This is a genomic window from Oculatella sp. LEGE 06141 (assembly GCF_015207605.1).
Taxonomy (GTDB): domain Bacteria; phylum Cyanobacteriota; class Cyanobacteriia; order Elainellales; family Elainellaceae; genus Oculatella.
This window is the reverse complement of the sequence record NZ_JADEWO010000008.1, coordinates 138,824-152,268: the sequence shown is the minus strand read 5'-3', so window position 1 is coordinate 152,268 and position 13,445 is coordinate 138,824. Positions and strand designations below refer to the sequence as shown.

Below are 13,445 nucleotides of genomic sequence, written 5' to 3'. Positions count from 1 at the left end.
CCCTCTCAGCGATTCATCTTGTATTCAGCCGTGCCCGGAATGCATGTATGAATGTGTAGGGGCATGGCATTGCCCCTACAGCAGGCGTTTAACCTTATTCTACCTTTTCAGCTCAGCAGCACCCCTCAGAAAACCATAGACATTGGAGCTAATTAAACTGTCGGATTATGCGGCTACTGCTTGCGCCGATAGTGTGCGGTCATGAATTGATGCCATTTCCCGTCATCCCCCAGTACATGCGAAGTTAACACCCGGTGATCGTCATTCTTGAACTCGATCACATCTTTATACTGCGCCATCTTGTCCTCCGCAGACATTGCGGGCCCCTCGGAATTGAGCGTCAGCACCGTTTCGGATGCATCCAATTCACCGTTGTATAGCCAGAGATAGGTCATCATTGATCCAACCCATGTCCCCACATACTGCCGTTTTTGTGGGTTGTATCCAATGGTCATCATTGTTGTTGCCGTATCGCCACCGGGCATGTTGCCCTGTCCTTCTGCCAGAATCCAGAGTCCACCGAGCGATCGCACACTTTCAGTTCCAGTAGCCGTCTCGGTCGGCTGATCCGATCCCATCACTGCTTCAATTTCATATGTCCACTCGCCAACGAGTTTTTGTAGCCACTGGTGTTCATGTTGTGGTTCAATTTTCATTGTTGTCTCCTATTGCGTTGTATTTGTTTCGTTGCTTCATCCCAGCTCATTCAGCCACGACTTCGCAGTTAATCATCCACGGAATGCTAAATTGATCAACCAGCATCCCAAAACGATAAGCCCAAAACGTTTGCTGCAATGGCATTTGCACTTTTCCGTTTTCTGCCAGTGCATTAAAGATACGCTCTGCTTTTGCTGGATCGTCAATGCCAATGGATACAGAAAATCCTTGTGGTTTTTCATAGTAGTCAGGGAGGCTATCCGAACCCATCAATTCCTGGTTGCCTACCATCAGCCCTACATGCAAAATTTTGTCGCGCCATTCCGGCGGCACCTGTGCCATTTCAGAATCTGGCGATTCTGCATGAGTCATCATTGTTGTAATTTTTCCACCCAGACACTGTTCGTAGAACTTAAATGCTGCTTCACATTGACCATTGAAGATCAAATAAGAGTTCAATTGCATGGTGTCCTCCTTAAATGAAACAAAGGATTAATGTACTAGCGCTTTATGCCACTCCATTCCATAAGCACCACTCCACAGGGGCAGGAATGATGTAAAACGGTGTGCCTGTGTTTGAATTATAGTACAAAAATACTACAAGTTAGTTTAAGAAAGACTACAAAGCCTTAAGGTGGTGAAGCTGCGATTTGAGTTGATTTGTGCTCTTGTGTTGGTTTGGCTCAAAGTTCTACTATGTGTAGCTTTCGCTAAGCAATATTAGAGATCTGTGGAAATGATAAGAGCTAAAACTATGCTTTTTGCGCCCCTTGATGCTACTAAAACCCGTTCAATGTCCTGCTTGTCACGGAATCAATGGTATCAAACGTAATCAGTTGATCGAAGGCAAACAGCGCTGTAAATGGCTTCATTGCTCCGTCCTTGAGAGGTGACATTGCAGAATTGGTGCGATCGCTCTCTAACTGCCTACTGGAGCGGGTCGCCTCGATGCCGGGTTCAAGTCATTTCTTCTATGAACAAGGTGCTTGTGCGTCTTTAAGCCCGGATTGTTACAGCCTCATTCCATGAAGGGAGAAGGTTAAACACCTTTGTAAATCCGACTCTACAGTATATCTGGCGGAAGCCTATTTCAGTTGCATCAACTCTCCGATCACGATCGCGGTAGCGTATACCGTCCATACAGCTACAGGTACAACCAGAAGAGAAGCGGTCATTGAAGCAGTTCCGAGTTGATACGCTACTAGCAGAGCAGATAGAATAACCGCTACGTTCCCCACCAGTCCAAACCACAGTGCCGACACACCTGTCAGTTTGGATAAGCCAAGCGTGTAGTAGGCGTAGGTTGCACACAATATTGCCAGTCCAGTGATCAACCAGTGAATATTTCCACCTGGGTTTCTCCTGGCAAGCTCGTATCGCGCGATCCCCAACAGCGTAAAGAGGACAAACCAGACGATTGGAATAACGTATCCAGGTGGCTCGTACCACAGACGCTGGCGCACACTGTCTTCCTGGAAGTCAAGGCCGAGCAGAGGAGCCGGGAGATTGACACCAATAAGGATTCCGTACATCAATACGATGTTGGCGATAAGCGGACCGTTCATCCTTGTTTTCTCCACGTTGTCAGAGTTGTTTCAAGCACCCAGGACGCAAGCAGATAATCGCTCAAATCAGCGATCGCAGACAACGCTCAACTTAGCACAAGGGTGGGTTAGTTAATCTGCTACATCGACTGTCACCCTGGCTCCAGTTTCGATCGCCCTCACCTGAAACGAACCTATCTGACCATCATCAAGTCTTCAACGGTGACTCCAACTGACGAATCGACCGCTGCCGGATGAGTTTAATGAGTTTAATGAAAGGTTAAACTGCCTCACCGATTGCTTTGATGTGAGTGCAGCACCACTCCGAACCGTCCGGTTTAGTGGCGAGCGTTCCTCCGCGCCGCAAACGTTTAACCTAACTCGTGTTCTTCGTGATGGTCTCTACTAACTATCAAGTAACTATCAGATAACTATCAAAGGTTGTATCGCAAATAATCTATTCCTCATTCCATGTCGGAATTCAATGCCGGACAGGCTTGTAATGCCGTTTGAACAACTTGCAGGAGTTCCGTGCGACTGGCTCCACTTGCTGCTTGCCCGGACAAGCCAAAGTTAAACGTGAGCACAAAGCGGGCAAGGGCAGCAGTGTCAGCATCAGGCGGCAAGTCTCCCTCAGATACCGCCCGCTCGAAGCGATCGCGGATGGCAATCTCGTCTGCCGCTCGGTATTCTACCAACTTCTGATGGAGCGGATCATCTGGATCGGCACAGGCGAGCAAACTCTGTGCAACCAGACAGGTGGAAGGGGTGTCTGGTTGGGTCACTAAGTCCACAACGCCCTGCATCATCCGCTCAATCACTCTCCGAGCCGTTGGTTCTTCAAGGGCATCTCGCAGGTATGGAGTATGCCGATCGCGATAGCGATCGAGTGCCTTACGGAATAAAGTCTCCTTGTTGCCAAAGGCGGCATAAAGGCTGGGACGGTTAATGCTCATCGCCTCAGTCAGATCGGTGAGCGATGTACCCAAATAGCCCTTGCGCCAGAACAAAAGCAAAGCCTGGTCTAAAGCGACATCGATGTCAAAAGCGCGAGGACGACCCTGCACACTATGAGATTTCGTTTCCATACCATTCAGTATAAAACTTCCTTGACAGTCTGAGAAGCCCTGCGCTATTCTGTACCAATCAGTAAATAAATACTGATTCGGCGATGACAACCCAAAAATGACACCCCAAAGGAATAGATCATGACGACAACGCTTGCAGGCAAAGTTGCACTGGTTACGGGCGGTTCACGTGGTTTGGGAGCGGCGATCGCCAAGCGTCTCGCCCGCGATGGGGCAACCGTTGCCCTCACGTACACCAGTTCGCCCCAAAAAGCGGATGAGGTGGTTCGAGATATCGAAGCAGCAGGGGGAAAAGCTCTGGCCATCCGGGCTGACAGTGCCGATGTAGAAGCGGTAAAACATGCCGTCGCTGAAACCGTCAATACCCTCGGTCGTCTTGATATTCTCGTCAATAACGCAGGAGTTGCTGTCGTCACCCCGATCGACCAGTTCTCGATCGAGGAGTTTGACCGACTCGTCGCCATTAATGTCAAAGGCGTTTTCGTCGCCACTCAAGAGGCCATTCGCCACATGGGTGAGGGGGGACGGATCATCATGATTGGCAGCGTCAATAGTGATCTCATCAGCCCCTTTGCCGGTCTCTCGGTCTATGCGTTGACGAAGGGGGCGATCGCCAGCTTTACCCGTGGTCTTGCCCGCGATCTGGGATCTCGCGGTATCACGGTCAACAACATCCAACCTGGCCCAATTGACACCGATATGAATCCCGCCGATGGAGACCTGGCTGCAGTCATGACCAGGGTGACTGCCCTCGGTCGCTACGGACAGGGCGACGAGGTGGCTGGCATGGTCTCTTATCTGGCCAGTCCTGAAGCCGCATTTGTCACGGGCGCAAACCTCAAAATTGATGGCGGTTTTACCGCTTAAACGAGACGTAATCAAATTTATAATCCCTGAACCCGACCCGGAAAGCACAATGGCACAAAAACTCTCAGGAAAAGTTGCACTTGTCACTGGCGGCACTAGCAGCATTGATCTTGCCACAACCAAGTGAGTTGTCGCTAAAGGTGCCGATGTCTTTACCACGGGTCGTCATCAGAGTGAACTTGAGTTGCTGTAAACCAGATTTCTAAGAACGTTGTGGGCATTCAGAGCAATGTCATGGAAAGCTTCATCAATCGCACAGTAACACCATAAGAATCTAACAAGCTGCCCTAAGAATCTGAAGGAAACCGAGCATTAGAACTCATTACACTTCGGTTAAATCTGACGATAATCCAATGCGGTATCCATAGGAGATTTCAATGCCTTACGTTACTGTCGGTCAAGAAAATTCTGCAACCATTGATCTCTACTACGAAGATTTTGGGACAGGTCAACCCATTGTTCTCATTCATGGATTTCCCCTCAACGGTCATTCCTGGGAAAAACAGGTCTTAGTGCTGCTAAACGCAGGGTATCGAGTGATCACCTACGATCGCCGAGGCTTTGGAGACTCCAGCCAACCCTCAATCGGCTATGACTACGACACATTCGCAGACGATCTCAACGCCCTTATGACCAAGCTTGACTTGCAGGATGCTGTGCTGGTCGGCTTCTCAATGGGAACGGGCGAAGTCACGCGCTATCTTGGCAAATATGGCTCAGAGCGGATACAGAAAGCCGTGCTGATGGCTCCCGTGCCGCCCTTCTTACTGAAAACCGATGATAACCCTGAAGGCGTTGATCAGAGCGTTTTCGATGGCATTATGAACGCGATCGTTAAAGATCGTCCAGCCTACTTTTCTACATTTTTCAGAGACTTCTTCAATGTGGATGTGCTGCTGGGTGAACGCATTAGCAACTATGCCATTCAAGCCAGTTGGAACGTGGCAGCGGGGGCTTCTGCTAAAGGAACTTTAGATTGTGTACCGTCCTGGCTCACCGATTTTCGCGATGATCTACCCCGCATTGATGTACCCACCCTGATTATTCATGGTGATGCCGATCGCATTCTGCCACTAGAGTCCACCGCAGCAAGACTGCCAAAGCTGATTAAAAACAGTCAACTTGTGGTCATTCCTGGTGGGCCGCACGCCATCAACTGGACTCACGCTGACCAAGTCAATCCCGTGTTAATGGACTTTCTTCAACAGGAATAATCAATAACCTGCTACATTTCTGGCTGATGAAAAAACGCTGTGATTCATTCGTTGAGTCAGGCTCACACGCTAACCCTGGACAGGGTTCTGCAAATCAACGAGTTAAGTTCTGAGGACAAAGCTGATGGCAAGTACCCTGCTTAGACCGAGCGAACTCAGCCGACGGTTGAATCGAACTACGGTGCTATCCAGTCAGAAAATGGGCTGGAATGGCATCTTGGTTGAGCAGCATCAATATTCTTCTCTGGGAAAAACAGAAGAAAAGGAACTTCCTGCCCTGTCCGATCATTGGCTGATCTTACCTTTGGGGCATCCTGTTTATCTCAGTCAGCAATCAGACTATCGTTTACATGAATCCATCTTTCAGCAGGGGGATAGCCTTTTGGTTCCGGCTGGGCAAGCAAGCTGCTGGCGTTGTCCAGGAAGCGAGATATGCCAAACAGAACTCTATATTCACCTACAGCCGAGGCTCGTTAAACAAGTTGCTGAAGCCGCTGAAATGGATACAGGACGACTCAATCTGGTGAACCATTTCGCCAAGCAAGACTTGCAGCTTCAGTATATCGCCATGCTGCTGTTAGATGAATTGCGCTCAGATAGCATGATGGGGAAATTGTATGTTGAATCATTGTCTCAAGCGTTGGTGATTCATCTCTTGCGCCACTATTCTGAGGTTGTACAACTTATCACGCCTGAAAATAGAGGCTTAACTCACAGTCAATTGCAGCAGGCGATCGATTACATTCACACTCACCTCGATCGAGATTTATCGCTGACCGAACTGGCCAGCATCATCAATATCAGCCCAACTTACTTTGCCAGTTTATTCAAACAAGCGATCGGAACTTCACCCCACCAGTATGTAATTCAACAGCGGGTGGAACGGGCGAAAATGATGCTAAAGGGAACGGATTTGGCGATCGCAGACATCGCTCTACAAGTCGGCTTTTCCAGCCAAAGCCATTTGACACAGCATTTTAAGCGACTTACTGGAGTAACACCGAAACAGGTTCGCTAACACAATAAAAATCTGATAACTAACCGTAAGAATTTGAAAGAAGCTGAGTGTCGGAACTTACTACACTCAAGTTAGCTAAGACAAGGAAAATCCAGGAGCTAATGCCCATGTTTGAAGTGTCTTCTACTTCCCCGCAGGAGCCGGGAAAGTCCTCTGCGGTGTCCTCGACTCGGTTGAGTAAGGTCTCGCGTCCGGGGTTGCCCAAGTAAAGATCGTTGTTGGTCTTGTCTCAAACGAGACTGGTTCTCTCCATAATTCTTCAGTTAGTCATGCTCTAATTGCGATCGCACAAGAAGTCGCTGAGTTACTGAAACAATCCTATTTGGTGCAAGCAAATGAAATTGATAGCAGAAAATTAATAGCCGGGGAGAGTTCTACTGAATGATCGATCCCTCGCTGAGTGAGCAAAGTCTCTCCAATGAGAGAAACATTGATCGCTAAGGAAAAACTATTTTCCAGAAGTTACCTTATTACTATTTCGGCTGTTCGTAAACGTTCAACATCCCGGATAGGAGGCGCACCAAACATGCGGGCATATTCGCGGCTGAACTGCGAATTACTCTCATACCCAACTTGATAAGCCGCCTGCACGGCATCAGCGTTTTCAGCAAGCATTATCTGTCGCGCAGCCAAGAGTCGCAATTGTTTTTGATATTGCAGCGGACTCATTGAGGTGACTGTCTTGAAGTGGCGGTGAAAAGAGGAAACGGACATGTTCACCTGCTCAGCGAAAGCCTGAACCCGCAACGGCTTCGTAAGATCTGCTTTGATGTCTTTGATTACCTCAGCAATGCGCTGCATATTGCTGCCAGCAGCAGCAATTTGGCGAACGGCTTCACTTTGTTCACCCATCAAAAGACGGTAATAAATTTCGCGAATGATCATCGGTGCCAGAAATGAAACATGTTGCGGTGTATCTAAAAGTTTTGTGAGCCGCAGAGCGCAGTCAATCAAAGATGGCTCAGCATCGCTGACAAACCAGCCTTTCACAGGTTCTTTTTGACTAACGCATGGCTGTGTATGAGCAATGATTTCACAAAATTGGGCTGGGTCTAGTTTCAGCTTGAATCCGAGATAAGGTTGAGTAGGAGTCGCCTGGGTCACACATGCACTCACCGGCAAATCCACCGACAAAACTAGATACTGAGCGACACCATACCGAAACGTTTCTTCGTTTAACCACAATTCTTTTTGTCCCTGTACCACAATCGCGAGAAGCGGTTCGCTGACACCGGGCATTGTTGCGGCAGGATTACATTCTCGCGTGAACTCTAAGGAATCGATCGCAGTTGCATGGATACCGTTTCCCTGGCTATCGGTATGCCGATCAACCAATGCCGCCAGTTCTTCACATTTATCGATCGCGCTTTCATGGCTCAGTGTATTGATCGTCATATTGGATTCCTGATTGATATCGACCCTGCTCATGCAGTCATTATAGGAAATCTTTCTTCTCTGTCTGCGGATTTTGAGAGGATTAGGCAATCATCTGCAAGATTTGTGTATTTAACCTCCTAATTTTTGCTTATAGGATAAAACCATTCGAGTACAGCAGTCTCTAACTCCGGTTCGGCAATCAGATCGTGCCCCTGCACTATTGATACAAACTTAGGTCTTGTATGAAAACACAATCGATGCCTAAAACATTGGCAGTGACGATCAGTTTGGGAGCTTTTGCATTAATAAGCTGTACTTCTCAATCTACGGCAGAAGCACCTGCGCCAGAATCCTCTGTGGAAGCTTCTGCGACTGAATCTTCAGTTGATTCATCTGCTCAAACCTCTAGTAATCGCGAAACTATGAATCCAAATCAAGCTAACACGGAAGCCTCCCAAACCAGCAATCTTTATGTCGGAATGTGGGTGACGGAAGATGGTTATATCCGCCATGAACTTCTGCCAAACAACCGTTACGACGAAGCTCGCGGCGACCGAGAGAGCGCGTATCAGGGACGCTATGAAATCACAGGAAATCGCATTAATTACTGGGACGATACTGGATTTACTGCCGATGGCGAGTTTCGTGACGACGTACTTTATCACGGCGGCTATATTTTTTACCGAGAAAGATGATCCCTTCAGCCCATTGAATAGTACAGGAAAGTGAATTACTAACTTTAGCAAGGAGAATAATCATGACAAACAATACAAAGATCGCATTGGTCACAGGATCGAGCCGAGGACTGGGAAAAAATACGGCTTTGGCACTTGCTAAAAAGGGAATTGATGTAATCGTGACGTATCGCAGTAGTGAGGCAGAAGCGAGCAGTGTAGTATCTGAGATCGAAGCAATGGGCAGTAAAGCGGTTGCTCTACAACTGGATACTTCTAACACCAAAACGTTTGAGAGTTTTGTAGAACAAGTCAAACAATCACTCCAGGATAAATGGCAGACCGAGCAGATTGACTTCCTCGTCAACAATGCCGGAATTGGCGTTTATGCCCCTTTTGCCGAGACAACTGAGGAAGAATTCGATCGCTTAATGAATATCCATGTGAAGGGAGTATTCTTCTTGACGCAGAAACTTCTGCCTTTACTTAAAGATGGCGGGCGGATTGTCAACATTTCCTCTGGTCTTGCCCGGTTTGCTCTACCAGGTTATGCCGCTTATGGAGCAATGAAGGGGGCGATCGAGGTTTTGACTCGATATATGGCAAAGGAATTGGGACACCGACAGATTGCCGTAAATGTTGTGGCTCCAGGCGCGATCGAAACCGATTTTGCGGGCGGTTCAGTGCGGGACAATTCAGAAATTAACAACTTCCTCGCTTCGCAAACCGCGTTAGGTCGAGTGGGTGTTCCTGATGATATTGGCGGGGCGATCGCATCTTTACTTTCAGAAGACAACCGCTGGGTAAATGCTCAGAGAATTGAAGTCTCTGGCGGTATGTTTCTTTAATTCAGACTGACTAAAGCACAAGAAAACTAAACCAAAAGGAAAACTCACCATGTTGAATGTAGAAAACAAAGTGATTGTTATTACTGGAGCCAGTAGCGGTATCGGGGAAGCTACCGCGAAGCTGCTCGCCCAAAATGGTGCAAAAGTCGTTTTGGGAGCACGCCGGACAGACAAGTTAGAGAAGCTAGTTGAGGAAATTCACGCATCCGGCGGTACAGCAGAATTTAAAGCAGTCGATGTCACCGATCGCGAAAACGTGAAAGCATTTGTTGAGTTTGCCAAAGACAAATTTGGTCGCGTCGATGTCATCTTTAACAATGCAGGCGTGATGCCCCTATCTCCGATGAATGCTTTGAAAGTCGAGGAATGGGACAACATGATTAATGTAAATATTCAGGGCGTGTTGAATGGTATCGCGGCGGTGCTGCCAATTATGGAAGCGCAAGGGGGCGGGCAAATCATCAATACTGCGTCCATTGGTGCCCATGTGGTAGTACCCACTGCGGCAGTTTACTGTGCAACTAAGTATGCGGTTTGGGCAATTTCTGAAGGACTGCGGCAGGAATCACAAACTATTCGCGTCACCATCATATCTCCGGGTGTCGTTGCCACCGAACTTGGCTCTGATATCACCGATGAGTCATCCAAGGGCTTGCTAAAAGAATTTCGCAAAACTGCCCTTGCCCCAGAGGCGATCGCCAGAGCCGTTTTATACGCTGTCTCCCAACCAGACGATGTTGATGTTAATGAAGTGATTGTCCGCCCGATCAGCCAGACGATGATGTAACCACATTATGGAGCCAAGGGGAAATCTTGTGTATGTAGTTTTCGGTGCAACGGGACAAACGGGTTCTGCGGTTGCTGACGCTTTGCTTGAGAGAAATCAGTTGGTGCGGGTCGTTTTGCGATCGGACAAAACTGCCGCTGCTTGGCGGGAAAAAGGCGCAGACGTTGCTTTTGCGGATCTCAGCGATTTAGAAGCGATGACCAACGCGATGCGGAATGCGGACGCTGTTTACGCAATGAACCCGCCTGCGTATAACGTCGCCGATATGTTCGCAGTTGCAAGAGGAATTGGTGATCGTTACGTGGCTGCCATTGAAAAATCCGGCGCGCATAAAGTCGTGTTGCTGTCTTCGGTCGGCTCGCAACACGCTTCAGGTACAGGAAACATCTTGACGACGCACATTTTGGAGACGATATTCGGCGATTTGGAAATCCCCGTCGCTTTTTTGCGAGCATCGGCGTTTATGGAAAATTGGGGCAGCGTGGTGCAGGTTGCCGCTGAGCAAGGCATTTTGCCGAGCTTCTACACGCCGCTTGAGCGCAAAATTCCGATGGTTTGCGCCGCCGATATCGGACGTGCCGCTGCCCAAGCGATGACCGAAGCTTGGACGGGCAAGCGCATCATCGAACTGCACGGCGCAGCAGATTATTCGCCAAACGATGTTGCTGCCGCTTTTGCCGCCGCTCTCGGACGCGACGTGCAGGCCGTTGCTGTACCCGAGAGCGAGTGGCAGGCAACGATTTCCAGATTCGGCTTTTCGCCTGAAGCCGTCAACAGTTATAGCGAGATGATGCGCGGCTTTAATTCTGGTCACATTGTTTTTGAAGGGGGAAGTCACGTTCAAACAGTGAGGGGGCAAACGATGATTGCAGATGCCGTCGGCAAACTGATCGAAGCACAAGATTGAATCAAAAATTTCACTCATAAAGGAGTCCACCATGACGACCACACTTGCAGGCAAAGTTGCACTGGTTACGGGCAGTTCACGCGGTTTAGGAGCAGCGATCGATTACATCCAGGCTCATCTGAATCGAGCTTTATCCCTGGTTGAACTGGCAAACGTGGTTAACATCAGCCCAACTTATTTGCTGGTTTCTTCAAACAAGCGATGGGGATTTCGCCTCATCAGTACGTGATTCAACAGCGCGTGGAACAGGCGAAATTGATGCTGTCGAAAACGAATTTGGCGATCGCAGACATCACCCTACAAGTCGGCTTCTCCAGTCAAAGCTATCTAACGCAACCGTTTAAGCACCTCACTGGAATGACACTGAAACAAGTGCGCTAACACTTCAAAATCTGACGCTTTGAAAAAGTCAGGCGTTCTGAGAAGCTTGTCGAACACTATGATGAGCGATCGCCAGCAGAGCGATCGCTCCGATCGCGAAGATTCCGTTGCCGATCAGATCAACGATGCCACTGGAATCAGCAGTTGGAGGTTGAGGAAACCCATACCACGCATAGGTCAACAGTGCCCCTCCTGCGAGCGCTAGTCGATGAGCATCTCCCCACCCTGCCGATTGCAACCACTTGAAAAGGAGTTTGGTCATCAGGACGTAGAGTGCAAGGTAAACACCGACAATCACCCAGCCCGCTACAACATCAATAACCAGACTTAGTGCCATGAATAAACTTGACGCAAGCAACGAAACAAAACCTACAACCCTCGGAATAGGTGCTTTGGTTGTGGTCTGCGATCGCGGCGATTGACGTACTTTAAAGGCAAAAGCAATTAGTGCTGCGATCGTGACCAGGGTTCCAATCAACTGAGGGGGAGAGGCTAGAAAACCTTCCTGAGAATAAATACCAAAGAAAATGATTGCTGCACCAAAGATAAACAGAATAGTTGTGATAGCTAAACCAGCTTTGCCTAACCAGGGTGTAGTTCTTCGGTTGGGCACTAATGCTTCTACCAATGCGATCACTACACTGGTACTCCAAACTGTGTGTAAAGTTAGGACATACAGCGTCCACCAGGCTCCCATCCCGATTACTGGAATGTAGGCAACATCTAGCAGATTCAAGCCGACAAACGAGGGGTTAAATAGGCTTTGGGTAACGAGTCCTTCTTCCACCACAGCATATGCCAATCCAAGTAAGATCATCGTTGCCCAACCCCGCTTCGTACGACGAGTCACTTCGCGGATCAAAAGTGCCCCACCGCCGTATAGTGGCGCAGCAAATAGCCCGCTGAGCAGGGCATCGATTGATAAATTACCCAGCAGAAATTCCCCAATCCAAGGTGAGAGAAAGAACAGTCCGATCGCAGGTGCAATATGCCTCCAGCGGTTCAGCATGTCGTGATTTCCTGTTTTTTATCATGTTTTCTTTTTCCGACTTCTGAGAAACCAAATACCACATTAAGTTTGATTAGCAGAACCTTTCCTATCTTTCGAAAGGAGTAGATTAATCATTAGCGATCGCAGACGCTGCTCTACAAGTCGGCTTCTCCAGTCAAAGCCATCTGACGCACTAGTTCAAACGCCTCACTGGAATGAAACCAAAGCAGATTCGCTAACAGCCCAGGAATTTGAAAGAAGTCCAGTGTTGAAACTACTCCACTCAAATTAGCTAGTTGTCTGCTGATTTACAGCCATTTTCATTTGCATTCACCACGTCTCAAACTCTACACCCCACACCCCTCTTGGCGAGACTGTGGCTGACTCGGTTGAGAACTGCTGTAAGCCGTGCGATCGCCCATGTAACATTTAGAGGTGCACAATGATAAACCGGGTAAAGGAGCAAGATGAAAGATAAAGTCGAGCGTCGTACCGTTGACCTTTCTGCATATCCCGATTTGGTTGTCATTTATCTTGGTATGCGGGTCAATATCTTAACAGGACTGAAAACATTGCTTGGTTTTGGACCTAAAATTGCCAAATCTGTTGAAGCGCAGCCTGACGGCTTGTTGTTACACGAAACTATTTTGTTTTCGCTGTTTCCGCCGCACGTTGGTATGCGACAGTACTGGCGTGATTTTGAGACTTTAGAAGCCTGGGCACGTAGTGATCCGCACAAGCAATGGTGGCTGGATTTTTTGCGGGATTCAGGCGGCACGGGTTTTTGGCATGAAACATATTTCATGCGCGGAGGGATGGAAGCGGTCTATGACGACATGAAAACGTCAGTCGGCTTTCTTCGTTTTGCTCCGGTCAAAGCGGCACGCGGAGCGATGTTCTCAGCACGCGATCGGCTGAACGTTGAGGGCGAGGCAAGTATTGCATCGGCAGTTGACGAAGGGCAATTCTACGATGAAAGTGAATAATTGAGATAGCAAAATCCAGCAGATTTCAGCACTTATCTGCGGCGGATCTGCGATCTTTACAGGCGGATCGACTATGAACTGGTAATACCCGCGAAATGGTTGAGAA

At 48.4% G+C, this 13,445-nt stretch carries 16 protein-coding genes; 10 read left to right on the top strand and 6 right to left on the bottom strand.

Annotated features, from left to right (window positions below):
- Window positions 1–173: 173 nt before the first annotated feature.
- From IQ268_RS08385 to IQ268_RS08370, 4 genes are all read right to left on the bottom strand, one after another.
- Complete coding sequence (locus IQ268_RS08385; protein ID WP_193877398.1) at window positions 174–656, bottom strand: DUF1579 domain-containing protein; 483 nt, start codon at window positions 654–656, stop codon at window positions 174–176.
- Between the two features lie 46 nt (window positions 657–702).
- Window positions 703–1,122 carry a VOC family protein gene (locus tag IQ268_RS08380; protein ID WP_193877396.1) on the bottom strand — a complete coding sequence of 140 codons (420 nt, stop codon included), beginning with the start codon at window positions 1,120–1,122 and terminating at the stop codon, window positions 703–705.
- Between the two features lie 620 nt (window positions 1,123–1,742).
- Window positions 1,743–2,222, bottom strand: a complete 480-nt coding sequence (locus IQ268_RS08375; RefSeq protein WP_193877394.1) for a tryptophan-rich sensory protein — start codon at window positions 2,220–2,222, stop codon at window positions 1,743–1,745.
- A gap of 443 nt (window positions 2,223–2,665) precedes the next feature.
- The gene (locus IQ268_RS08370; RefSeq protein WP_193877392.1) at window positions 2,666–3,289 is read right to left on the bottom strand and encodes a TetR/AcrR family transcriptional regulator; all 624 of its coding nucleotides are present in this window, start codon (window positions 3,287–3,289) and stop codon (window positions 2,666–2,668) included.
- A 120-nt stretch (window positions 3,290–3,409) separates the two neighbouring features.
- Here IQ268_RS08370 and IQ268_RS08365 point away from each other — a divergent pair, with 120 nt between their 5' ends.
- The 3 genes from IQ268_RS08365 (at window position 3,410) to IQ268_RS08355 (ending at window position 6,388) form a co-directional block, all read left to right on the top strand.
- A complete protein-coding gene (locus IQ268_RS08365; protein ID WP_193877390.1) occupies window positions 3,410–4,156 on the top strand; it encodes a 3-oxoacyl-ACP reductase family protein in 747 nt (248 codons plus the stop codon).
- Between the two features lie 377 nt (window positions 4,157–4,533).
- Window positions 4,534–5,370 (top strand): alpha/beta fold hydrolase, encoded by an 837-nt coding sequence (locus IQ268_RS08360; RefSeq protein WP_193877388.1) that lies wholly within the window; start codon window positions 4,534–4,536, stop codon window positions 5,368–5,370.
- A 124-nt stretch (window positions 5,371–5,494) separates the two neighbouring features.
- Complete coding sequence (locus IQ268_RS08355; RefSeq protein ID WP_193877386.1) at window positions 5,495–6,388, top strand: helix-turn-helix domain-containing protein; 894 nt, start codon at window positions 5,495–5,497, stop codon at window positions 6,386–6,388.
- A gap of 462 nt (window positions 6,389–6,850) precedes the next feature.
- On the opposite strand, the gene IQ268_RS08350 is transcribed toward IQ268_RS08355, so the two are convergent.
- On the bottom strand, window positions 6,851–7,783 hold the full coding sequence (locus tag IQ268_RS08350) for an AraC family transcriptional regulator (protein WP_193877433.1): 933 nt from the start codon (window positions 7,781–7,783) through the stop codon (window positions 6,851–6,853).
- A 404-nt stretch (window positions 7,784–8,187) separates the two neighbouring features.
- On the opposite strand from IQ268_RS08350, the gene IQ268_RS33340 reads away from it, so the two are divergent.
- The 6 genes from IQ268_RS33340 (at window position 8,188) to IQ268_RS32170 (ending at window position 11,362) form a co-directional block, all read left to right on the top strand.
- Window positions 8,188–8,460, top strand: a complete 273-nt coding sequence (locus tag IQ268_RS33340; RefSeq protein WP_193877431.1) for an Atu4866 domain-containing protein — start codon at window positions 8,188–8,190, stop codon at window positions 8,458–8,460.
- 62 nt (window positions 8,461–8,522) lie between these two features.
- Window positions 8,523–9,287: an SDR family NAD(P)-dependent oxidoreductase gene (locus IQ268_RS08340; protein WP_193877384.1), complete on the top strand. Its 765-nt coding sequence runs from the start codon at window positions 8,523–8,525 to the stop codon at window positions 9,285–9,287.
- A gap of 49 nt (window positions 9,288–9,336) precedes the next feature.
- Window positions 9,337–10,074, top strand: a complete 738-nt coding sequence (locus IQ268_RS08335; protein ID WP_193877382.1) for an SDR family oxidoreductase — start codon at window positions 9,337–9,339, stop codon at window positions 10,072–10,074.
- A gap of 28 nt (window positions 10,075–10,102) precedes the next feature.
- The gene (locus IQ268_RS08330) at window positions 10,103–10,981 is read left to right on the top strand and encodes an NmrA family NAD(P)-binding protein (RefSeq protein ID WP_193877380.1); all 879 of its coding nucleotides are present in this window, start codon (window positions 10,103–10,105) and stop codon (window positions 10,979–10,981) included.
- Window positions 10,982–11,012: 31 nt separating this feature from the next.
- The gene (locus IQ268_RS32175) at window positions 11,013–11,210 is read left to right on the top strand and encodes a hypothetical protein (protein WP_228035199.1); all 198 of its coding nucleotides are present in this window, start codon (window positions 11,013–11,015) and stop codon (window positions 11,208–11,210) included.
- Window positions 11,183–11,362: a helix-turn-helix transcriptional regulator gene (locus tag IQ268_RS32170; RefSeq protein WP_228035198.1), complete on the top strand. Its 180-nt coding sequence runs from the start codon at window positions 11,183–11,185 to the stop codon at window positions 11,360–11,362. Before IQ268_RS32175 ends, IQ268_RS32170 begins: the two co-directional genes overlap by 28 nt.
- A gap of 28 nt (window positions 11,363–11,390) precedes the next feature.
- Here IQ268_RS32170 and IQ268_RS08320 read toward each other — a convergent pair whose 3' ends face one another.
- Window positions 11,391–12,371 (bottom strand): hypothetical protein, encoded by a 981-nt coding sequence (locus IQ268_RS08320; protein ID WP_193877378.1) that lies wholly within the window; start codon window positions 12,369–12,371, stop codon window positions 11,391–11,393.
- Window positions 12,372–12,820: 449 nt separating this feature from the next.
- On the opposite strand from IQ268_RS08320, the gene IQ268_RS08315 reads away from it, so the two are divergent.
- Window positions 12,821–13,339, top strand: a complete 519-nt coding sequence (locus IQ268_RS08315) for a monooxygenase family protein (RefSeq protein WP_193877376.1) — start codon at window positions 12,821–12,823, stop codon at window positions 13,337–13,339.
- Window positions 13,340–13,445: the final 106 nt, after the last annotated feature.

Coding starts and splice junctions, on each gene's coding strand:
- IQ268_RS08385 (WP_193877398.1), bottom strand. CDS start 656: ATGAAAATTGAACCACAACATGAACACCAGTGGCTACAAAAACTCGTT.
- IQ268_RS08380 (WP_193877396.1), bottom strand. CDS start 1,122: ATGCAATTGAACTCTTATTTGATCTTCAATGGTCAATGTGAAGCAGCA.
- IQ268_RS08375 (WP_193877394.1), bottom strand. CDS start 2,222: ATGAACGGTCCGCTTATCGCCAACATCGTATTGATGTACGGAATCCTT.
- IQ268_RS08370 (WP_193877392.1), bottom strand. CDS start 3,289: ATGGAAACGAAATCTCATAGTGTGCAGGGTCGTCCTCGCGCTTTTGAC.
- IQ268_RS08365 (WP_193877390.1), top strand. CDS start 3,410: ATGACGACAACGCTTGCAGGCAAAGTTGCACTGGTTACGGGCGGTTCA.
- IQ268_RS08360 (WP_193877388.1), top strand. CDS start 4,534: ATGCCTTACGTTACTGTCGGTCAAGAAAATTCTGCAACCATTGATCTC.
- IQ268_RS08355 (WP_193877386.1), top strand. CDS start 5,495: ATGGCAAGTACCCTGCTTAGACCGAGCGAACTCAGCCGACGGTTGAAT.
- IQ268_RS08350 (WP_193877433.1), bottom strand. CDS start 7,783: ATGACGATCAATACACTGAGCCATGAAAGCGCGATCGATAAATGTGAA.
- IQ268_RS33340 (WP_193877431.1), top strand. CDS start 8,188: ATGAATCCAAATCAAGCTAACACGGAAGCCTCCCAAACCAGCAATCTT.
- IQ268_RS08340 (WP_193877384.1), top strand. CDS start 8,523: ATGACAAACAATACAAAGATCGCATTGGTCACAGGATCGAGCCGAGGA.
- IQ268_RS08335 (WP_193877382.1), top strand. CDS start 9,337: ATGTTGAATGTAGAAAACAAAGTGATTGTTATTACTGGAGCCAGTAGC.
- IQ268_RS32175 (WP_228035199.1), top strand. CDS start 11,013: ATGACGACCACACTTGCAGGCAAAGTTGCACTGGTTACGGGCAGTTCA.
- IQ268_RS32170 (WP_228035198.1), top strand. CDS start 11,183: ATGGGGATTTCGCCTCATCAGTACGTGATTCAACAGCGCGTGGAACAG.
- IQ268_RS08320 (WP_193877378.1), bottom strand. CDS start 12,371: ATGCTGAACCGCTGGAGGCATATTGCACCTGCGATCGGACTGTTCTTT.
- IQ268_RS08315 (WP_193877376.1), top strand. CDS start 12,821: ATGAAAGATAAAGTCGAGCGTCGTACCGTTGACCTTTCTGCATATCCC.